Source organism: Bombella sp. ESL0385, assembly GCF_009725755.1.
Classification (GTDB): Bacteria; Pseudomonadota; Alphaproteobacteria; order Acetobacterales; family Acetobacteraceae; genus Bombella; species Bombella pollinis.
Genome location: NZ_WNIJ01000001.1, coordinates 920730 through 941442 on the forward strand (window position 1 = coordinate 920730; position 20713 = coordinate 941442).

Below are 20713 nucleotides of genomic sequence, written 5' to 3' on the forward strand. Positions count from 1 at the left end.
ATGCGGCTATAGAGGGAGAGTAAGCATGATGACGGTAAATGAGATTGAAAAAGCCCTTCGTGCGGCTTTCCCTAATGCGGAAATTGTGGTTGAAGACCTTGCAGGCGATGGTAATCATTTCGCCTGTGAAGTTGTGAGTGACGTATTCCGTGGGTTAACACGGGTGAAACAGCATAAGCTGGTTTATGACGCTTTCGGGGACCGTGTGGGGACGGAGCTACATGCTTTGGCCGTTAAGACGCGGGCTCCTGAGTGAGTGGAAAGGACAGATAAGATGAATGATGCTGTTTTTCAGACAATTCAGGCATTAGTTGATAAAAACCCCGTTATGCTTTTCATGAAGGGGGATAAGCAGTTTCCGCAATGTGGTTTCTCTGCGCGTGTTGTGCAGATTCTGAGCCATATTGGCGTTGAGTTTGAGACGGAAAATGTTTTGGAAAATCCTGCAATCCGTCAGGGAATCAAAGATTTTTCGCAATGGCCGACCATCCCTCAGCTTTATGTAAAAGGTGAGTTTATCGGTGGGTGCGATATTGTGACCGATATGTATCAGAGTGGTGAGTTGGAATCACTGCTTGTGGAGAAAGGGTTGCTTAAAAACGCTGAGTGATAAGCGTGAGAGAGGATGAGAGTCTCTAAAGAATTGTTTAAGGAGAGGCAATTTTTATTGCTTTCTTTTCCTTAACATGATTAGAGTTTTCATTATTTGTGAGAGATGCGTTATCCCCTCTAGGTGGGTGGGGTGTGAGAAGGGGCGATAGATGAAAATATCCCGTACAAAGGGGGCTATTTTTGGCCTTCTGGGCTTAGCTGGTGTAACGATGGCTCCAGCTCATGCTGAGCGTGTTTTAACAGAGCATGAAGCGGGTAAATTAACATTTGATGCCCTCATTGCGCCTCCTTCAGCATTCCAGCATGTTGCTCGTCATTCATGGCGGGGGCATGTTTTGGGGAGCCGCGTTGCAGCCACCCATCGTCATCATGCTGTAGCAGTGCGGAATGTGTCCTATTATAGTCATACTGCTGCAAGGCACGGGCGGGTAACTCATCGTCACCGTGGGTGATGCTTCTCTTGCCTTTCATCTACTATCAAAAGCTTCATCATGTGCGTGATGAGGCTTTTTTTTGATGCTTTAAGTAAGTCGTAACGCATCTCGGATGTGGTCAATCTCACCAGCTATATCAATGATGATGACATCAAAGCGCGTATTTTCCCGTTGCCACTCTGGATGGGTCTCAATTACGAGTTGAAACGCCCGCAATAACCTCTGGCTTTGACGTGTGGACACGGCGTAACGGGCTTCGCCTAGGGTTGTACGTTGTTTGACTTCAATGGCGAGTAAGTAATCATCATCGGCTGCAAGCAGGTCAATCTCACCATAAGCTGTGCGATAGCGGCGGGCTAAGATTGTAAAGCCTTGGTGATGGATATAGTCTTCAGCTAATTTTTCCGCCTCAAGGCCTGCCTTATGGGCAAGGCTTCCCCGTCTCCTACGGAGAGGAGAGGGGGAAAAGCGTGGCTTAACGACCACGCAGCAGACGCGCCGCTTCAACAGCAAAATAGGTCAGGATGCCATGGCAGCCAGCCCGGCGGAACGCGATGAGGCTTTCCAGAATGGTTTTCTCGCGTTCTAGCCAGCCATTCTCAATAGCGGCCATAATCATGGAATATTCGCCAGAGACTTGATAGGCAAATGTCGGCACGGAGAATGTGTCACGTACCCGGCGGATGATATCAAGATAGGGCATCCCGGGTTTGACCATTACCATATCCGCCCCTTCGGCTAAATCCATAGCGACTTCCCGGAGGGCTTCATCGCTATTAGCGGGGTCCATCTGATAGCTCTTTTTATCACCATTCAGCAGAGCGTTGGAGCCCAGAGCATCTCGGAAGGGGCCATAAAAGGCAGAGGCATATTTGGCCGCATAGGCCATGATACGCGTTGTGTGAAAGTCATGTTCATCTAAAATGCTGCGGATGGCTTTAACGCGGCCATCCATCATGTCGGATGGGGCAATAATATCAATGCCAGCCTTTGCTTGGTTCAAGGCCTGATGGCGCAGAACATCTACCGATTCATCATTGAGGATGTGACCATCCTTAATTAAGCCATCATGACCGTGGGATGTGTAGGGGTCCAAGGCTACGTCCCCTACTAAAGCCAGGTGAGGGTAAGCCTGCTTTAAGACGCGCGCGGCTCGGCACATCAGATTATCAGGGTTAAGGGCTTCCTCACCAGTTTCGCTACGTTTTTCCAACGGGGTAACGGGGAAGAGGGCGACAGCAGGGATGCCAAGCTCCACAGCGGGACGCACATGCTCTACTAACAGGTCTAAACTGACCCGTTCCACCCCCGGCATGGCCTTCACTTTTTGGCGTTGTTGCTCGCCTTCACAGATGAAAATAGGCCAGATGAGATTATCAACATGCAGATGTGTCTCGCTTACCAAGCGGCGTGTGGCATCGTCAAAACGGTTTCGCCGTAAGCGTGTCTGCGGGAAAGAGCTTCTTACCATAATATGTTTGTACCTTTATCTTCCTAATGGTGTGAATGACGAATATGGCTACGATGCAATCCGTAGCAAAGATAGACGCCCATACCAATTAGCAACCATACGACAAGCCTGATCCATGTCATGAGGTCCATAGCGAGCATGACAGCACCGCAGGAGATAATCCCTAAAATGGGAATGAGGAACGGCCCGCCGGGGGTGCGAAAACGCCGCACAGCGTCAGGCTGACGAATGCGTAGAATCATCACGCCCAGGCAAACGATGATGAACGCCAATAACGTGCCGATGGAGGTCATCTTCCCGAGAATATCAATAGGAAGGCACGCGGCGAGAAGGCTTGCCACAATAGCGGTGATGATGTGGGAGCTCCACGGTGTACGGCTACGCTCATTAAGTTTTGAGAAGAGAGGGGGGAGGAGGCCATCTTTTGCCATGGAGAGGCAAATACGGCTCTGCCCCATGAGCAAACCATAAATAACGGAGATATATCCAAAGGCAATACCCAGTGTAATGACACTAGAGAACCATGACATATGAAGACTACCAAGGACGGTCGATACAGGGTTCGGGTCATGCAGCATGGCGCGGTAATCAACAACGCCGACAATAACAAATGAGAATATCATATAAATGATAGCAGAGATGATAAGGCTACCAAGAATACTTAACGGAATATTGCGTTGCGGGTTTTTACTATCCTGCGCTGCGGTAGAGACGATGTCAAACCCAATATAGGCAAAGAAGATAAGCCCCGCTGCGCGCATAACCCCACTAACACCAAAATTGCCGAATTGCCCGGTATTGGGGGGAATGAAAGGATGGAGGTGAGTGCCTCTAATATAAGGCAAGCATACGGCTGTAACACTGCCAATGATAACGAGTTTGAGAATAACAATAGAGAGGTTAATTTTGCTTGAGATTTGTGTCCCGTACATGAGCAACGCTGTCACGGCCCAGATGATGAAGACGGCTGGTGCATTAAACCAAGCATGTACAAAATGACCATCGGGCGTCATAACAGCCGCCCCCGTTGGGGCGAGGAAGCGAGGGTCCAGATGGATGCCTAGCCCGTGGAGGAGAGCGGCAAAATAACCCGACCAGCTGGCGGCAACGGTGGAGGCGTTAACGGTATATTCGAGGATTAAATCCCAGCCGATAATCCAGGCAATGCCTTCGCCCATGCCCGTATAAGCGTAAGTATAGGCGGAGCCTCCTTCTGGAATCATTCCAGCGAGTTCCGCATAGCAAAGGCCAGCGAAGGCGCAGGCGATGGCCGCGATGAGGAAGGAGAGCGTGACAGCGGGGCCAGCATATTGCCCCGCCGCAACACCTGTCATCGAGAACAGACCGGCCCCTACAGTCACACCCACACCAAGGGCAATTAACTGCCATAAGCCTAAGACACGGCGTAACCCTGTTTTGGTGGTAAGGGTTTGGGCGATTGGTTTGGTGCGCCAGAAGGGCCTGTTCATGAGGCTTGCTCCACGTTGTTACGGTCAGTCAGGACGAGAGGACGTAGGGTGATGCTTCGTCCTTAGGTGGCTATGTTTTATGCTATAGGCGAAATAAATCACGGCACCAATGGCTAACCAGATAATAAGCCGCATCCATGTGACAAGACTCATGGAGAGCATGACACTACCACATGAAAGGATGCCGAGGCCGGGGATAAGCCATGGCCCACCCGGCAAGCGGAAGGTACGCGGGGCGTGGGGTGCCCTAAAGCGCAGCGCAATAACGCCCGCGCATACGATGATGAAGGCCGCTAACGTACCGATAGAGGCCATATCGGCAAGGATATTGATGGGTAAGCAGCAAGCGAGTGCCCCGCTAACGAGGAAGCTCAGCATATGGCTGGGTACAGGGGTATGGCTCTTGGGGTTAAGACGGCTGAAGAAGGCGGGTAATAAACCATCTTGTGCCATAGCGAGGAGGATACGGCTCTGGCCCATTAACAACCCATAAAGGACAGATAAGTAACCGAGACAAATCCCTCCTTTAATGAGCAAACCCAACCAAGGAAGGTTGATGACATCCATAACCGTGGCAACGGGACTAGGGTCGTTTGCAAAGCGGTGATAATCCACTACACCAATCAACACGGCTGAGAAAGCCACATAGATAATCGTGCAAATAATCAAGCTGCCCAAAATCGCAAAGGGCATGGATTTTTGTGGGTTTTTGGTATCTTGCGCGGCGGTCGAGACGATGTCGAAGCCGATATAAGCGAGGAAGGCCATCCCTGCGGCACGCATAACGCCGCTAAAGCCAAAAATGCCAAACTGGCCTGTATTAGGGGCAATAAAGGGATGAAAATGCGCCATATTGATGTGAGGCAGCGCGGCAATAATCATCCCAACAAGCACACAGAACTTGATAGCCACGACAAGGCCGTTCATCCGTGCTGATTCTTTCACTCCACGGGTGAGCATAAAGGTAACGAGCCAGAGGATGAACAAACAAGGGGCGTTAAACCATGCATGCGCTGTTTGCCCATCGGGGAGGGTAACAAGCGTCATGGGCGGGTGGAGAAGGCGAGGATCTATGACGATTCCCCAGTCCTTGAGGAAGGAGACAATATAGCCCGACCAGCTAGAGGCAACAGCCGCTGTGCTGACGGTATATTCCAAGATTAAATCCCAGCCGATAACCCATGCCACAACCTCCCCCAAGGCGGCATAAGCGTAGGAGTAGGCGGAGCCACCAGAAGGGATCATGCCAGAGAGTTCGGCATAACATAAACCTGCAAAACTGGCGGCAATACCAGCGATGAGGAAGGAGAGCGGTATAGCCGAGCCAGCATAAAGGCCGGAGGCTACGCCTGTAAGAGAGAAAAGCCCCGCACCAATAGTGACGCCTACCCCGATGGCAATAAGCTGCCATGTATCAAAAACCCGCTTTAGGCCGCTAGGCTCAACAGGGGCGGTAATGGTCTTTTTACGCCATAGGGATGACTTCATGATGGGGATACTTTCATCGTCTCTTTAGTGCATCGCTCACCTTATTATGGAAGATTATTATAATTTTCCACCCCTAATGAGAAGACTTATTGCGTAATTTGCTCTTACGGATGCCATAAGCGAAATAAATGACAAACCCAATGGCCAACCAAATGAGCAACCGTGCCCAAGTAAGTGGGCTCATGGAGGCAATGACAATCCCACAGGTGATGATTCCTAAAAAGGGAATGAGTACTGGCCCACCCGGTACGCGGAAGCTACGCGGGGCATTAGGAGCGCGGAAGCGTAGGGCGGTGACGCCTGCACAGACAATCACAAAGGCAAGCAATGTACCGATGGAGGTCATCTCGCCCAAGGTGGCAATAGGGACGCACCCGGCGAGTAGGGCGGCTGCACAGGCGGTGATGATATGGGCTGTCCAAGGGGTGCGTGTACCCTTATGAACACGCCCTAAAAAGCTGGGGAGGAGGCCATCTTCTGCCATATTCATAGCAATACGGCTTTGGCCGATGAGGAGGCCGAAAAGGACGGAAATAAAGCCGAAGGTAATGCCGATTTTTACCAATACAGCCATCCATGGCAGATGGATTTTATCCATAGCCGTGGCAACAGGGCTGGGGTCATGGGCGAGGAGATGGTAATCTACGACACCTACGAGAATGGTTGAGAACACAACATAGATAATCGCGCAAAGCAGCAGGCTACCTAAAATCCCAATGGGCATATTGCGTTGAGGGTTGCTGGTATCTTGTGCGGCGGTCGAGACAATATCAATGCCGATATAGGCAAAGAAAGCCATACCCGCAGCGCGCATAATGCCGCTGACACCAAAATGGCCAAAGTTTCCCGTATTTTGGGGGATAAAGGGGTGGAAATGGCTGACATCGACAAAGGGTGTGCAGACAATAATCAGCCCAACAATGACCAAGAGCTTAATGAAGACGACCAGCGCATTCAGGCGGGCAGAAAAATTAGTTCCCCGCATAAGTAAAAGTGTGATGACGAAAAGAATGAGCATTGCCGGTAGGTTGCACCACGCATGAGCGGTTTGGCCATTGGGCAAGGTGAGGGTTGTAAGAGGTGGATTAAGGAGGCGCGGGTCTATGAGGATGTTCCACCCTTTAAGGAGGGAGGCAATATAGCCCGAAGCACTGGAGGCCACCGCCCCAGCCCCGACAGTATATTCCAAAATCAAATCCCAGCCGATAATCCATGCGATGATCTCACCAAGGCCAGCATAAGCGTAGGCATAAGCCGACCCACCGGCGGGGAGCATCCCGGCAAGTTCGGCGTAGCATAGTCCGGCAAAACTTGCGGCGATAGCGGCGATGAGGAAGGAGATAACCACCGCAGGGCCAGCATTTTGCCCAGCGGCCACACCGGTGAGGGAGAAAAGCCCAGCCCCAACTGTGACACCAACGCCCATCATGATAAGCCGCCACGGGCCAAAGACACGCTTCAACCCATTAGGATGATTGGTGGGGGGGGCGACTGGTTTTCTCTGCAAAAGGGGCGTGGTCATGATGGCTCTCACAGTATTTTTAAAGGTAATTATCCCGCAACGATAGACGCGCTTAGCTCTCATGCTTATAAAAAGGAAGAGTTTTTTTGCAGAGAGATGCGTAGCGAATGTCCGACAACGTCAAAAAATCTACCCTTCATGCTTTCTATCATGCTCCTTTAAAGGAGCGTGACGCCGAGGTTAGTGCGATTCTGAATGCCGAGTTGGAGCGTCAACAAGATGGTATTGAGTTAATTGCCTCGGAGAATATGGCGTCTTTTGCTGTGATGGAGGCTCAAGGCTCTGTTCTGACCAATAAATACGCGGAAGGTCTGCCCGGTCGCCGTTATTACGGTGGCTGTGTTGATGTTGATAAGGTTGAGAATCTTGCCATTGAGCGTTTGAAGAAGATTTTCGGCGCGGAGTTTGTCAATGTGCAACCTCACTCTGGGGCTAATGCGAATCAGGCCGCCTTTATGGCATTGGCTAAGCCCGGTGATACCATCCTCGGTATGAGCCTCGCAGCGGGGGGGCATCTCACCCATGGTGCCGCGCCGAATTATTCCGGCAAATGGTTCAATGCGGTGCAATATGGTGTGCGCGGGGAGGATGGTCTGCTCGATTATGAGGAGATGGAGCGTCTGGCTCGCGAGCATAAGCCGCGCATCATCGTAGCGGGCAGCTCTGCGTATCCGCGTGTGATTGACTTCCCTCGTTTCCGCAAGATTGCTGATGAGGTCGGGGCTTATTTGATGGTCGATATGGCCCATTTTGCCGGGCTTGTAGCGGCTGGCCTTTACCCAAGCCCGGTTCCTCATGCAGATATTACGACCTCCACAACGCATAAAACATTACGCGGCCCGCGCGGTGGTATCATCATGACGAATGATGCAGACATCGCGAAGAAGATTAACTCAGCGGTGTTCCCGGGCCTTCAGGGTGGTCCTTTGATGCATGTGATTGCAGGTAAGGCTGTGGCTTTTGGTGAGGCTCTGCAAGAGGAGTTCAAACATTATCAGCAGCGTGTGCAGGCTAATGCGCGGGCTCTGGCTGATGAGCTGTTGAAATGTGGCTTCGACATCGTAACAGGTGGGACCGATACGCATCTCGTGCTGGTGGACCTGCGTCCTAAGAAGGTGACTGGCAAGAAGGCGGAAGCTCTCATGGAGCGTGCTGGCATTACCGCGAATAAGAACGCTGTACCATTCGACCCAGAAAAGCCTTTTGTGACCTCCGGCGTGCGTTTGGGTAGCCCGGCAGCAACAGCGCGTGGTTTTGGTGAGGCGGAGTTCCGCCAAGTGGCGCGTATGATTGATGCGGTGCTGAGTGCCGATGAGGAGGATGAAGCAACATTCGCCCGCGTGCGCAAAGAGGTGAAGGAGCTATGCGCTCGCTTCCCAATTTATGATCGTGCCTCTGCTTAAAAGGGCTGGTAGCCTGCTCCCCTATGGTCGTGATGGTCGCCATTCGGCCATAGGGGGATGGGTTTAGAGCGTCTCGGTCGTGATGATGCGGATGCGGTAGTTGATATGTTTTTCAATATCGCGTAGGCGGGCGCGTTCATCAAATGTCACGAAAGTTACGGCACGGCCTTGCTTCCCTGCCCGGGCCGTACGGCCAATGCGATGAATATAAAGCTCTGGCGTTTGAGGTAGGTCCATATTGATGACGAGTTGAATATCATCAATATCCAGCCCACGGGCTGCTATATCGGTTGTTACGAGGATGGCTCCAGCCTGCTCTTGGTAACGCTCTAACGTCTTTTTCCGTTCGCCTTGGGTTTGTCCACCATGCAGGGCGATGGCTTTATATCGTGCCTTCCTCAATGATTTGGCAACAGAATCAGCCCGTTGTTTCGTTTTAGTAAAAATAATGGTGCGGCCTGTTTTCCCGTCTTTTAGGTGGGGGGTAGTTTCCAGTAGTTTTTGCAGGAGTGGCTCTTTTTGGTCATCTGTGATGAAGAGGGCTTGCTGGCGAATACGCCGCGGCGTGACTTCTTCTTCTCCCGGTTCGACCCGGATAGGGTCTTTTGTTACGCGTTTGGCAAGAGCCATGACAGGCGCAGGCAGGGTGGCTGAGCAAAAGACCGTTTGGGGACGGTCAGCAATATAGGGGACAAGGGCCGTCATACTGGCTGAGAACTCCTCATCTAAAAGGCGGTCTGCTTCATCCAGCACAAGATAGAGAATATGCTCTAACGATAGGTCGCCTTTCTCCACAAAATCGAGCAAACGGCCATGGGTGGCAACGATAATATCGGCCCCTTGCGCTAAGGAGAGAGCTTGTTGCTCGCGTGGGACACCCCCGCAAATCACACGCGTTTTGAGCGGGAGTTGACGGCCCAACTGGCGGCACACTGCTGCGGTCTGCATGGCTAAATCGCGTGTTGGCTCTAAGATGAGGATGCGCGGGATAGAGGGGGTAGAGCCATCCTCTTTAAGACGAGCAAGTTTTTGGAGGGCAGGGAGAACAAAAGCGGCGGTTTTGCCGGTCCCTGTTTGGCCGGGTAACAGAACATCTCGCCCTGCCAGCAGGGGCGGAATAGCGTGTTGTTGAATCGCTGTCGGTTTCATCATGCCCGCTTTTTGTGCAGCATGCGTAAGAGCATCGGAGAGGCCAAGGGTTGTAAAATCACTATGGGTCATGGAGGATAGTCTTGCTAGAGAGGAGGAATGATGATGGCTTAATACCCTAGGGAGCCTTTTCACGATGCATGCGACGATTATTGCCGAGGATTATGCCGGGATGCGTTCACAAGGGCGAGGCTTGGCAGAAAGGGCGGGTTTCTCTTGGGATTTTCAGCCTATTATAACACAAAAAGATTCATGGGTCCTTCGCTTACCCGTTCGGTTTTGGCCGCGTTCTTTGGGTCTTTTTGCACCATTTCATCTATCCTCTGCAACCCGTCTTATTATCAGCCTCGGGGGGAAGGGCGGGGTCGCAGGGGCGGCTCTGGGAACACATTATGGTCTTCCTGTCGTACAGATTCAGCACCCTAGAGCGCGCCTTTCTCCCTATGCGCTAGTGATTGCTAATGAGCATGATAAGCTTAGCGGGCCGAATGTATTATCTATTCGCACGGCGTTACATGATGTCACCCCCGCCCGTTTAGTAGAGGCTGCACGGTGTTGGCATACCCCCATTCGCGCAGGGGCGGAGAGGGTCCTAGGGGTTCTTCTTGGCGGGTCTAATGGGCGGTATCGTTTTGAGGAGAGTGAAGCCGCAGCTCTTGCTGCACAAATTGCCGGCTTTATACGCAAAACGTCAGTTCGATGTGTTATCACGCCATCGCGCCGCACATCCCCTAAGGCCCTTGCCTTTATGCGTGCGCATCTTCACCCCCTTGGGGCTGTGGTGATGGATGGTGAGGGGGAGGAGAACCCTTATATGGGCTTGCTCGCTTGTGCTGATATTTTAGCCGTTACCCAAGATAGTGTCTCGATGATTTCAGAGGCGGTGGCAACAGATAAACCCGTATGTATTTTGCCGCTAAAGGGTAGGTCTTCACGGATAGATTCTTTTGTAAAGACCTTACAAAAAGCGGGACGTATTCAGTCTTCTTTAGACGTAGCCTCATTTATTCCTTGTTATCACCTTGACGATACTTGGCTAGCAGCGGAAGAAGTAAGACGGCGTATTCAGTTTGAGCAGAAAGGGTGATTCCATGTTGGACATTAAAACTTTTGGACCGCAGGGCGGTAATGTCCTCTATAAGGCTCTCTCTCACCCGCTGATTGTTGAGGAGATGAAAACGCTGGAGGCGGCGTTAAAAGGCAAGAGAGTTGCTTTTTATGACCCTGATGAGTACGCCCCTACGTTATGTGGGCTTTATCCCGCTATTCAACCGGCTTTGATTTTAACGCATGATAGTGAGCAAGTTGGTCAGGCTGATGGCCTAGGCGGGCAGAAGTGCGCCATTGTTCACGCGGCTAATTGTGATGTGGATGCCATCCTCGCTTTGTCGTTTGAGGATGCTAAAATGCGTTCCCGCCTTGGGGCATTTATAGGGGCTATACCGCTTTATACATTGGGTATAGCGCGCCTGCCAGATATGTTCTTCCCCTATAAGCGGCCTTATTTAGATAAATGTAATTTCGCAACTAATTTTGCCTTCTTTCGCGAGACAGAACATTTCAGCACCCGCTTAGTCACGGCGAATTATTGGTCTAATTACGGGGCAGAGTCTTTACGCTATTGGCTCCGTCTTTACGATGAGCAGGGCCTTATTCTGGCAGAATGGCATCATGATGTAGAGAACCCCGCCGCCGGTGTGGTGATTGATAGCCAAGAGGTGAGGGAACGCTTCAATCTCCCGCATTTTACAGGGCAGCTTTTCATCCATGTAATTGGGGCAAAAGGGCATGATGTCGTAAAATACGCTCTTGATAGTTTTGGTCGCAAAGGTGACCCGAGCCTTTCTGTGACGCATGACGCTAATGCGTGGCCCTCCATGCGCTTTGCGACCCTTCCCGCGCCTGATGATGATGAGACCGTATATCTCTGGCTGCAAAATAGCCACGGCACAACCATTCCCGCAGGGGCTATAACCCTCAACCCTATGGGGGAGGATGAGCATTACCCCATCGCTCAGCCTATCGGCCCTTATGAGACGGTTGCGCTGGATGTCGGCGCGTTATTGCCTAAATGGCGGTGGCCTGCCCAGTTGGAGTTACGCTCTGGCCAACATCTGGTTCGCCCACGGTACGAAATTGTACAGCGGGGGCGCACACGCATTGCCCATATGAATGTCGAGCGCGCCAATTTACAACCCGACCCCGCACTTCGCACTATGTCGCCCCTCTTAGGGCGCGGGTTTGTACTGCCTTTCCCCATCCCTAATCCCGCTTTGTATGAAAGTTTCGTCCAGCCCAACCCGATGTCGGAAGCACTAACACATATGCCGCTGCGGTTGGATGTGTTTGATGAAGCCGGTCAGGAATGTGGCCAGCATTTCCTTGGCAATTTACCGCGTAATTATCAAGGGGCGATAGCCCTGCATGAGCTTCTTCAAAAACCCGGCCATGCGGAGCTTGTATATGACTTCCGCGATGGTGGGGAGGCTGACGGCTGGCCTCATGCTTTAATGCGTTATCGCCATCGCAAAACGGACCATGCGGCCGAGACGAGCTTTGGCGGGCATATCTTCAACACTATGATGACATGGCGTAACGAGCCGCAATCTTATGCTGGTCCTCCGCCGGGCCTGACAACTCGGCTCTTTTTAAAGCTTGGTCAAACTCTTGATAGCACAATGCTACGGAGTTTTTGTTACTTGATTTACCCGACCTCCCTGCGTGAAGGCCGCGCCCCATCCCAAACGCGCTTGCATCTTCATGTTGCTGATGGGGCGGAGCTGGCTCAGGCTGATATTACCATCCAGCCTTCTGGCTCTTACCTTCTTCAACCGCATAAGCTGTTTGATGCTTCATTGTTAGACCAAGCAGGGGAGGGCGGTTATGTCTTAATTCGTGACTTAACATGCCGTCTTTTTGGGTATCACGGTTTAGATAATGAGGCTGGTGGTTTTTCATTAGACCATATGTTTGGTTTTTAAAGCAGCCCTCTTGCATGGGGAGAGAACAGGTGCTAGAAGCCACTCACCCCATTAAGGATGCGTAGCTCAGCGGTAGAGCACTGCCTTCACACGGCAGGGGTCACAGGTTCAATCCCTGTCGCATCCACCATAAATCCCCCTGAAACATAAGTGTTTTTAGATATTGGGTGACGCCCAACATGCTGTCCACCGTCATTTGCGCATGACCGTGAAAATGTGCGAGCGTTCAAGAGTCTTGCCCATTCATTTTCAGGGATTTCTCCCTCAGTGAGTGCCCCTTTCTTTAAGGGCATGATTCAGGGTGACCATATGGAGGCAGCGGCTTCATCTGTAATGGGAGATGCACTGACGATAGAGGGGCGGCCATATCCTCATTATTGCGCCCATAGAACGCGTTACCGTCATGCTAACGATATACAATTATTATGGAGCGCAGCATAAGCTTTGCTGGTACGTTTGCAGCGTGCGAATTGTAGAAGGTAGTTAGGCTCTATTGCGTATTGGGGGTTGTGATGCGGGGATTTGTTGCGGGTATTTTGAGTTTTGTGGCGTTTGTTTTTGTGCCTGGTTTGGGTGTTTGTGCTGATGGGATACCGCCTATAGAGGAGGGGTTGAAGATGGTTGCGGCGCAGCAGCAATATGCGTTGCAGCGGATGGGTTTGAGTGCGTCGTTAGCGCGGCAGGCTTTGTGGGGGGCGAAGTATAAGCCTGAGTCTATGTGCGCGCAGCATGTGAGTTTGCTGTTGAGCGGGTATGATGCGTTGCATCCTGAGTTCCCTGATGATGGGCCGCCGGATAAGGATAGGCAGGAGCGTATTCGCTTAGCGAATTCTGGGTCATGGCGGTTTGTTTACGATATTGAGCAAGTGCATATTTGTAGCAAGGCTTTTTTGGATAAAACGCCTGCGAGGCCTGCTTATAACCCGGGGAATGATCCTGTTCAGATTATGGCGCAGCGTTTTCAACAAGACCGGCAGGGGACGATTGATGAGATGGTGCAGGCTGGTGTGGAGAAGAATGTTGCGGAGAGTGCGGCTGTGCTTGTCACTTCTCAGCGAGGGATGTATGCGGGGTGCGCGGTTGTCGCAGTTGATATGTATCGTCGGATACCCGGTATGCCAATAAGCCGAGAGGATGCTAGGGCAATGAATATGCGGAATCCTGATACGGCGGAAACGGCTTGTGATATTAACTGGATGTATAGGGACCCGAATGCGGTTGACCCTTATGCGCCATCGATTGAGCGGTTGCAGAAGGCTTTTCGGGAGGACCGGAAAGGGACGATTAAGAAGCTTGTGAAGGTTGGCGTTAGGCGTGTATGGGCAGAGAATGCAGCGGATTTGGTGTTGGCGCAGAAGGGACGTTATCGCCGTTGTGCGGTTATTGTAGGAGGGTTGTTGGATAATATGGGGTATGAATGGGGAGATATTACCCATCATGTAGATGCGATAAATGAAGGTTATTATAGTATAGGGAGTATCGTTGGTGATGGGGTTTGTGATGTGGATAATGTGAATCATGACCCGCGGGAGGGGCTATGGTAAGTCGGTCAGTTCTATCTATCGGTGGGTTAGATTGCTCTAATTCTAGGATGGTTTTTGGCCGAGATTGGTGCGGATGCACTCTATGGTTGTGTGCCATTTGCCTTCTTGCATTTCTGTTGAGACTTCATGTTGGATGGCGATGGGTAGCCATAGGCCATCCCAAGGGGCTTTGCTGATAAGCTGGTGACTTTGGTTGGTGAGGCTGTCCGGTTGGTTGGGGGAAGGAAGCCAATTTTGAGGGGCGTATTTGCTCTCTAATATAAGAGGTTGCCAGAAGGCGATGTCTGGGCGGAGGAGTGTTGTGATGGTTGTTCCGGCCTCGTTATATTTGGGGTAGCCAACCATACCATTTTGGGCGGAGATGATGGGTATTGATTTTTCTTGCCCATTTGGAGAGGTGCCAGTGTAGGAGCCGCCCCAGATTTCAATTACCCCTAGATGGGCTGTTGTTTGGGAGATTTGCTGCTTGTAGCTGTTGGGGAGGTTGTTAGTCTCGTCTTGCGTAATGGGGGGTGTATTGTTTGAAATTATAGTTGATATGTGTTGCGTTTACGACCCCCTTTATTTGGTCTAGCGCACTCCCAGAGCGGTAATGGTTGGTGAGGGGGCGTTGTTATCATCGCTCACAGAGAGCATGATGGTGGTGCGGCCAGGGAGAACGTGGTTGAGGAATGTTAAGGTGACAATATGGTTTATTTGTTGATAGGGTGGTTTTGACTTTGTGATTATTGGGGGGTGTGATGCGGGGCATTGTTGCGGGGATTTTGGGTTTTGTGGCGTTTATTTTGGTGCCTGGTTTGGGTGTTTGTGCTGATGGGATACCGCCTATAGAGGAGGGGTTGAAGATGGTTGCGGCGCAGCAGCAATATGCGTTGCAGCGGATGGGCTTGAGTGCGTCGTTAGCGCGGCAGGCTTTGTGGGGGGCGAAGTATAAGCCTGAGTCTATGTGCGCGCAGCATGTGAGTTTGCTGTTGAGCGGGTATGATGCGTTGCATCCTGAGTTCCCTGATGATGGGCCTCCGGATAAGGATAGGCAGGAGCGTATTCGCTTAGCGAATTCTGGGTCATGGCGATTTGTTTACGATATTGAGCAAGTGCATATTTGTAGCAAGGCTTTTTTGGATAAGACGCCTGCGAAGCCCGCTTATAATCCGGAGAATGATCCTGTTCAGATTATGGCGCGAAGTTTTCAGCAAGACCGGCAGGGGATGATTGATGAGATGGTGCAGGCCGGTGTGGAGAAGAATGTTGCGGAGAGTGCGGCTATATTGGTGACCTCTCAAAAAGGCAGATACTGGGATTGTGCTATGGCAGTGTATAATATGTATCGCCGAGCACCTGGTATGCCAATTAGTTATGATGAAGCTCGACAAGTGAATCTTCGACCTTTTGCAACGGCGGAGGGCATTTGCGATATTGGGCGGATGTATCAAGACCCGAATGCGGAAGACCCTTATGCGCCGTCTATTGAGCGGTTATTGAAGGCTTTTCGGGAGGACCGGAAGGGAACGATTAAGAAGCTTGTGAAGGTTGGCGTTTTGAGGGGATGGGCGCGCGAGGCGGCAGATTTAGTTCTCTCCCAGAAGGGGCGTTATTGGCGTTGTGCGGTTATTGTAGGGGGGTTGTTGGATAATATGGGGTATGAGTGGGGAGATATTACCCACCATGTAGATGCGATAAATGATGATTCTTATAATATAGGTAGTGGCATGGGGGATAGGATTTGCGATGTGGATAATATGAATCATGACCCGCGGGAGGGATGGTAGAGCAGGGGGTTAGGTTGCTCCGTTGTGAGGTGGTTTTTGGCCGAGATTGGTGCGGATGCAATCGATGGTTGTGTGCCATTTACCTTCTTGCATTTCTGTCGAGACTTCATGTTGGATGGCAATGGGGAGCCATAGGCCATCCCAAGGGGCTTTGCCGATAAGCTGATGGCTTTGGTTGGTGAGGCTGTCCGGTTGGTTGGGGGAAGGAAGCCAATTTTGAGGGGCGTATTTGCTCTCTAATAATAAGAGGTTGCCAGAAGGCGATGTCTGGGCGGAGGAGTGTTGTGATGGTTGTTCCGGCCTCGTTATATTTGGGGTAGCCAACCATACCATTTTGGGCGGAGATGATGGGTATTGATTTTTCTTGCCCATTTGGAGGGGTGCCAGTGTAGGAGCCGCCCCAAATGACAAAGCCCATGCTGGGCTCGCCGCTATTGCCGCAACTCATACCACCCATACAAAGGCCGATAATGTCGCCTCCGCCGCCTAAACTATACGTGATAATACGGCAATTTGCTCTTGCCGTGTTTTAATAAAGCAGGTTTTTTCTACTTCAGTGGGTGGGGTCGTTGTCGGGCCGGTCGGTGGTAGGGCACATTCATGTTGTAGAGCAGCATTATTCTCGGTTAGTTGCTTCTCTAAAAGCTGATTCTCGACCGGTGTATTTTGCCCTTTAAGGGCTAGTATGTTTGTGCGTAATGGAAGGCAGTAACCCTAAGTGCTGGGTCGGAACAGGCGGTAGTGGAGAGAATATTAGCTTGATTTAGCCTAGCACATAGTGCACCCTCATTCTTTTGTTCTTGTGCGGATGCTATATTATTGAAGTGTGAGAAAAACAAGAGTAAGCTTGTGCAAGCTAGCCATTTCTTCATGATATACGATCCTGTATTTCATAATTTTATTAAAGGAACAATAGAATTATTTGTACAGTAAAGCAAGAAAATGTGGATTAAAAAGTAATTTTAATTTTATGGTTTAGTGATCTGTTTTTCTCGTTAGGAGTTGACTTTTAGGGAGGAATAGTAGAAGGGGACGGCTATACGTCTGTGGGGTGGTATTTGTTCTGTCTGTGAAGGAACGTAACATGATTAGTCCTATTGTTCCTGTGATATTGTCTGGGGGTTCTGGTACGCGGTTATGGCCGGTCTCGCGTAAGAGTTATCCCAAACAGTTTTGTACGCTTTTGGGGCAGGAGACGCCATTTCAAGAGACTGTGCAGCGGACGAAGTTGCTAGGGTTGCAGGCAGCTCCCATTATTGTGGGTAATTGTGATCATCGTTTTGTCATGGCTGAGCAGCTGCGGCAAGTTGGGATAGAGGATGCGCGGATTGTGCTGGAGCCAGTCGCGCGTAATTCTACTGCTGCGATGGCCGCAGCGGCGTTTTGGCAAGCTAAAACCGATGATGAGGCTATTTTATGGTTTATGCCAGCCGATGCCGCGATTACAGATATCCCCGCTCTGCAAGAAGCGGTCTCTCAAGCGCGAGAAGCTGCCGAGAAAGGTTATATCGCGACATTTGGCATGACACCCACAAAAGCTGAGACAGGCTATGGGTATATTGAGCAAGGCAAAGCGTTAGACGGTACAGAGAATGCGTTCCATATTACGCGCTTTCTCGAAAAGCCGAATGAGGAGGAGGCAAAACGTCTCTTAGCAGCGGGGAAATATCTTTGGAACTCCGGCATGTTTATGGCACGGGCCAAGGTATTTTTGTCTGAGTTAAAGACACTTGCTCCAGAGATTTACAATGCGGTTGAGCGTTCGGTTGAGAATGTTCAGACAGATTTAGGCTTCCTTCAGCTAGAAGCAGAAAGTTTCGCGCAAGCTCCGTCCATCTCGGTGGATTATGCTGTGGCAGAGAAAACGCAACGTGCTGCTGTGGTGCCTGCTCATTTTGGCTGGATGGATGTTGGGAGCTGGGATGCCGTCTGGGAGCTAACGCCTAAAGATAGCGATGGTAATGCAACGCGAGGGAATGTCTTTTTAGACAGAGCCAAGAACTGCTATGTACATTCCGATAGTGTCGTTGCGACCGTAACAGGCGTGGATGACCTTATCATCATCGTTACCAAAGATGCTGTCATGGTATCGCATCGTGACCGTGCGCAAGATATTAAGCATATGGTTTCGCGCCTCCGGGAGGAGGGACGAGAGGAGGCCGAGAAGCATGTAAGGATGTATCGGCCTTGGGGCTTCTATGAGAGCTTGATTCAGGGTGATCGTTTCCAAGTGAAGCGTATTCATGTAAGCCCGGGGGAGAAGTTATCACTACAGAAGCATTTTCATCGAGCAGAGCATTGGGTCGTTGTCGCTGGTACGGCCCTTGTAACGCGTGATGATGAAGTCCTTACGGTTAAAGAAAATGAGAGCGTTTATTTGCCATTAGGGGCTGTTCATCGGTTGGAGAATCCCGGCCGTATCCCAATTACTTTGATAGAGGTGCAATCTGGCCCGTATTTGGGGGAAGATGATATTGTGCGGCTAGAGGATGTTTATAAACGCTAGCCCTTACGGAAAAGTTAGATTTTAAAGGGCACGCATCTTATTGAAAGTAATGTATGCGTGCCCATATCCTAGCAAGATGAATATCTTCAGGCGAGGAGAGCTTGCTATGTTATATACACATGTTGTGTTGGGTACGAACGACCTTACCCGCGCTAAGAAGTTTTATGATGCGTTATTCTCCGTTATGGGTGGGAAAGCCTTAGGGGAGGCAATGCCCGGTAAGTTGCTTTACGAAAAAGACGGTCAGATGTTCATGATTGGTAAGCCAATAGATGGTAATCCTGCCTCGGTGGCGAATGGTTTCACGTTGGGATTTGCTCTTGGAAGCGAAGATGAGGTGAAAGCATGGCACAAAGCGGGCATTGAGCATGGCGGCTTGGATATAGAGAACCCGCCGGGGATACGTAAAGTCGGCGATGCGGAGTATTTTTTTGCTTATCTGCGGGATCCAGATGGCAATAAGCTTTGCGGACGGTACGACCTGTAACAGTCTGCAAGGGTTGGAGTGGGGCTATAATATGGATGGCCCCTGTCCCTCAATGTGATAAGCTTGTGGAATTGTTTGATAGAGAAAGAGGTTAAAAATGTCGGTATCGTCTATGCTAAAGCGGACATGCTTATTATTGGGTATGGTGCTGGGGCTTTGTGCAACATCTTTAGGTGTAGCAGCCGCTCAGTCTGAGGCACCTGCGACCGGCGTGAAGCAAATCACAACGCAGTTTTCTGGCTCTGTAAGCCCAGCAGGGGCAGTGTTGGATAATAAGACGGGCAAGATTATTGGCGAGATTGATCGCGGCGGCGTTGTTTATAACAATCAGGGCAGTGCTGTTGGTTCTGTCGATGATAACGGGACTGTGCGTAATAAAGCAGGGGTCGTTGTGGCGCAGGTTGCGAAAACAAACAAACTTGCAGGTGTTGCTTTCCTGTTAGAGAAGTAAGATGCGTTGCTGCTCTTTCCTTATCCTTTAGTGGTGGGGAAAGAGTGTGCCATTGTTGATAGAATCTCTGTTAAGTCCTTTTGCATAGTCTCAAAGTGACGATTAGGCTTTAGTGTTCCTAAGTTTACATAACAAGCGCGGTTGATTTCAATCTGTAGGCTTTGTTTATTTTCCTCTATTACGCCATACCGGCTTGTTATATAACCGCCCGGATAGGGTACATTGCGTTGGACGTGATACCCTTTAGCGGTGAATAAATCTTCGGCCATGCTGATGAGTTCATGAGAGCATGTTGTACCGTGTTTATTGCCGAGTACAATGTCGCACGGCCGTGTTTGAGCAAGTGGCGGCATGGAGTGAATATCCAATAAAATAGCCGTACCAAATTGCTCGGTGAGCGAGTTCAGCGTTGTATGGAGGGCATGATGATAAGGCTGCCAATAATGGGTAAGGCGTGCTCTGGCTTCCTCGACGGGTAAGCAATAACGGTAAATACTTTTCCCCGGCGCAAGGCAACGCGGTATGACGCCATAACCTGCACGCACTTTTGCACTATAGATGAGGTCTTGCTCAACAAGTGGAGGGGAGAACATGCTGGCATCAAGCTCCCGCCAATCTCGGTTTACATCGCAAAAACTTCGTGGAAAGAGAGCCTGAATGAGGCTGAGGCCATGGGCGGGAAGATCCTGTAAAAGCTCATGAATGAAACGATCCTCCATGCGCTCTAGTTCATTTAAGGAGAGAATAGTCGTTTTTAGGAACTCAGGCGGATAATTTTGCCCAGAATGAGGGGATGATAATAAGAAGGGCGTCCGGCTTTTGCAGGGTGGCAGCTGTACCCCAACAGCGTGGGAGGAGCGGAGTGGAAGCGCACAGGGAGTTTTTTGAATTTTTTTCACGATAAAGGCTTGCCACATCTTATAGGGCAAGGTAAATACCCTCTTACACCAGGCGGGGCGCATAGCTCAGCGGTAGAGCACTACCTTGACATGGTAGGGGTCACAGGTTCAATCCCTGTTGCGCCCACCACCCCTCTGGTGATTATCTCCTTAAAAAATTAATGTTTTTAGTTGGGACTGGTCCTTTGTGGGACCTCTGCTGTGCCATAATGACCTATTCTCGTGGTGGGGTGATTATCCTTACCCAGAAGCTGTTATGTTTTTAAAGATGCGGCGTGGGGTTGTGAGGGGTGTGCCATGATTAAAATGCAATTCATCTATAACTTGCTAATGGAGTGAAAAATAAAACCTTTGTGAGGCTGGTTATAACGCTCTGTAAAATAATAACTTTATGAGTGTAATAGATTTTTCTTATATTTCTATATCGTAAACGGAGATATTCCGTAACAAGGGGTGATTGCCAAGCCCTTCTGAGCAGCTTTAACTTCCTCGGCAGAAGGCAGGTAATAGTGAAGCTAGCCTGCTTGT

The 20713-nt window shown here is 50.5% G+C and carries 22 protein-coding genes and 2 tRNA genes; 15 read left to right on the top strand and 9 right to left on the bottom strand.

Translation table 11 applies throughout. The annotated features are described in order from the left end of the window. The first annotated feature begins 28 nt into the window (after nt 1–28). From GM557_RS04195 to GM557_RS04205, 3 genes are all read left to right on the top strand, one after another. On the top strand, nt 29–256 hold the full coding sequence (locus tag GM557_RS04195; protein ID WP_155573514.1) for a BolA family protein: 228 nt from the start codon (nt 29–31) through the stop codon (nt 254–256). A gap of 18 nt (nt 257–274) precedes the next feature. Next, nucleotides 275–610, top strand: coding sequence for a Grx4 family monothiol glutaredoxin (grxD, locus tag GM557_RS04200; protein ID WP_155573077.1), 336 nt, complete (start codon nt 275–277; stop codon nt 608–610). 151 nt (nt 611–761) lie between these two features. After that, a complete protein-coding gene (locus GM557_RS04205; RefSeq protein WP_155573078.1) occupies nt 762–1064 on the top strand; it encodes a hypothetical protein in 303 nt (100 codons plus the stop codon). A 69-nt stretch (nt 1065–1133) separates the two neighbouring features. Here GM557_RS04205 and GM557_RS04210 read toward each other — a convergent pair whose 3' ends face one another. The 5 genes from GM557_RS04210 to GM557_RS04230 all read right to left on the bottom strand — a co-directional run bounded on the left by GM557_RS04210 (nt 1134) and on the right by GM557_RS04230 (nt 6996). Further along, entirely contained in the window at nt 1134–1532 is a 399-nt protein-coding gene (locus GM557_RS04210; protein WP_266137715.1) for a YraN family protein, read from the bottom strand. Further along, complete coding sequence (gene hemB / locus GM557_RS04215; protein WP_155573079.1) at nt 1522–2517, bottom strand: porphobilinogen synthase; 996 nt, start codon at nt 2515–2517, stop codon at nt 1522–1524. The genes GM557_RS04210 and hemB overlap by 11 nt, the downstream gene beginning before the upstream one ends. A 23-nt stretch (nt 2518–2540) precedes the next feature. Then, complete coding sequence (locus GM557_RS04220; RefSeq protein WP_155573080.1) at nt 2541–3986, bottom strand: amino acid permease; 1446 nt, start codon at nt 3984–3986, stop codon at nt 2541–2543. Between the two features lie 24 nt (nt 3987–4010). Continuing rightward, nucleotides 4011–5474, bottom strand: a complete 1464-nt coding sequence (locus GM557_RS04225; RefSeq protein WP_155573081.1) for an APC family permease — start codon at nt 5472–5474, stop codon at nt 4011–4013. A gap of 73 nt (nt 5475–5547) precedes the next feature. Further along, nucleotides 5548–6996: an APC family permease gene (locus GM557_RS04230; protein WP_155573082.1), complete on the bottom strand. Its 1449-nt coding sequence runs from the start codon at nt 6994–6996 to the stop codon at nt 5548–5550. A 107-nt stretch (nt 6997–7103) separates the two neighbouring features. Here GM557_RS04230 and glyA point away from each other — a divergent pair, with 107 nt between their 5' ends. Beyond that, nucleotides 7104–8399, top strand: coding sequence for a serine hydroxymethyltransferase (gene glyA / locus GM557_RS04235; protein ID WP_155573083.1), 1296 nt, complete (start codon nt 7104–7106; stop codon nt 8397–8399). A 63-nt stretch (nt 8400–8462) separates the two neighbouring features. Here the strand turns inward: glyA and GM557_RS04240 are convergent, their stop codons facing one another. Then, entirely contained in the window at nt 8463–9620 is a 1158-nt protein-coding gene (locus GM557_RS04240; RefSeq protein ID WP_155573084.1) for a DEAD/DEAH box helicase, read from the bottom strand. 64 nt (nt 9621–9684) lie between these two features. Here GM557_RS04240 and GM557_RS04245 point away from each other — a divergent pair, with 64 nt between their 5' ends. From GM557_RS04245 to GM557_RS04265, 5 genes are all read left to right on the top strand, one after another. Next, on the top strand, nt 9685–10635 hold the full coding sequence (locus tag GM557_RS04245; RefSeq protein WP_155573085.1) for a mitochondrial fission ELM1 family protein: 951 nt from the start codon (nt 9685–9687) through the stop codon (nt 10633–10635). Nucleotides 10636–10639: 4 nt separating this feature from the next. Further along, nucleotides 10640–12529: a hypothetical protein gene (locus tag GM557_RS04250; RefSeq protein ID WP_155573086.1), complete on the top strand. Its 1890-nt coding sequence runs from the start codon at nt 10640–10642 to the stop codon at nt 12527–12529. Nucleotides 12530–12584: 55 nt separating this feature from the next. Beyond that, nucleotides 12585–12659, top strand: a tRNA-Val gene (locus tag GM557_RS04255). 137 nt (nt 12660–12796) lie between these two features. Beyond that, nucleotides 12797–12970 (top strand): hypothetical protein, encoded by a 174-nt coding sequence (locus tag GM557_RS04260; RefSeq protein ID WP_155573087.1) that lies wholly within the window; start codon nt 12797–12799, stop codon nt 12968–12970. A gap of 71 nt (nt 12971–13041) precedes the next feature. Further along, complete coding sequence (locus GM557_RS04265) at nt 13042–14073, top strand: hypothetical protein (protein ID WP_155573088.1); 1032 nt, start codon at nt 13042–13044, stop codon at nt 14071–14073. A 42-nt stretch (nt 14074–14115) separates the two neighbouring features. Here GM557_RS04265 and GM557_RS04270 read toward each other — a convergent pair whose 3' ends face one another. Continuing rightward, entirely contained in the window at nt 14116–14418 is a 303-nt protein-coding gene (locus GM557_RS04270) for a hypothetical protein (RefSeq protein ID WP_155573089.1), read from the bottom strand. A gap of 395 nt (nt 14419–14813) precedes the next feature. On the opposite strand from GM557_RS04270, the gene GM557_RS04275 reads away from it, so the two are divergent. Then, complete coding sequence (locus GM557_RS04275) at nt 14814–15842, top strand: hypothetical protein (RefSeq protein WP_155573090.1); 1029 nt, start codon at nt 14814–14816, stop codon at nt 15840–15842. Nucleotides 15843–15851: 9 nt separating this feature from the next. On the opposite strand, the gene GM557_RS04280 is transcribed toward GM557_RS04275, so the two are convergent. After that, nucleotides 15852–16166 carry a hypothetical protein gene (locus GM557_RS04280; RefSeq protein WP_155573091.1) on the bottom strand — a complete coding sequence of 105 codons (315 nt, stop codon included), beginning with the start codon at nt 16164–16166 and terminating at the stop codon, nt 15852–15854. A 40-nt stretch (nt 16167–16206) separates the two neighbouring features. Here GM557_RS04280 and GM557_RS08965 point away from each other — a divergent pair, with 40 nt between their 5' ends. The 4 genes from GM557_RS08965 to GM557_RS04295 all read left to right on the top strand — a co-directional run bounded on the left by GM557_RS08965 (nt 16207) and on the right by GM557_RS04295 (nt 19286). Further along, nucleotides 16207–16332, top strand: coding sequence for a hypothetical protein (locus GM557_RS08965; RefSeq protein ID WP_255482608.1), 126 nt, complete (start codon nt 16207–16209; stop codon nt 16330–16332). A 594-nt stretch (nt 16333–16926) separates the two neighbouring features. Continuing rightward, nucleotides 16927–18348: a mannose-1-phosphate guanylyltransferase/mannose-6-phosphate isomerase gene (locus GM557_RS04285; RefSeq protein ID WP_155573092.1), complete on the top strand. Its 1422-nt coding sequence runs from the start codon at nt 16927–16929 to the stop codon at nt 18346–18348. A gap of 106 nt (nt 18349–18454) precedes the next feature. Next, nucleotides 18455–18835 (top strand): VOC family protein, encoded by a 381-nt coding sequence (locus tag GM557_RS04290; protein WP_155573093.1) that lies wholly within the window; start codon nt 18455–18457, stop codon nt 18833–18835. Nucleotides 18836–18932: 97 nt separating this feature from the next. Further along, complete coding sequence (locus GM557_RS04295) at nt 18933–19286, top strand: hypothetical protein (RefSeq protein ID WP_155573094.1); 354 nt, start codon at nt 18933–18935, stop codon at nt 19284–19286. A 20-nt stretch (nt 19287–19306) separates the two neighbouring features. Here GM557_RS04295 and GM557_RS04300 read toward each other — a convergent pair whose 3' ends face one another. Continuing rightward, nucleotides 19307–20185 (bottom strand): N-formylglutamate amidohydrolase, encoded by an 879-nt coding sequence (locus GM557_RS04300; protein ID WP_266137984.1) that lies wholly within the window; start codon nt 20183–20185, stop codon nt 19307–19309. A gap of 55 nt (nt 20186–20240) precedes the next feature. Between GM557_RS04300 and GM557_RS04305 the strand changes: the two genes are divergently transcribed. After that, nucleotides 20241–20315, top strand: a tRNA-Val gene (locus GM557_RS04305). The last annotated feature ends 398 nt before the right edge of the window (nt 20316–20713 follow it).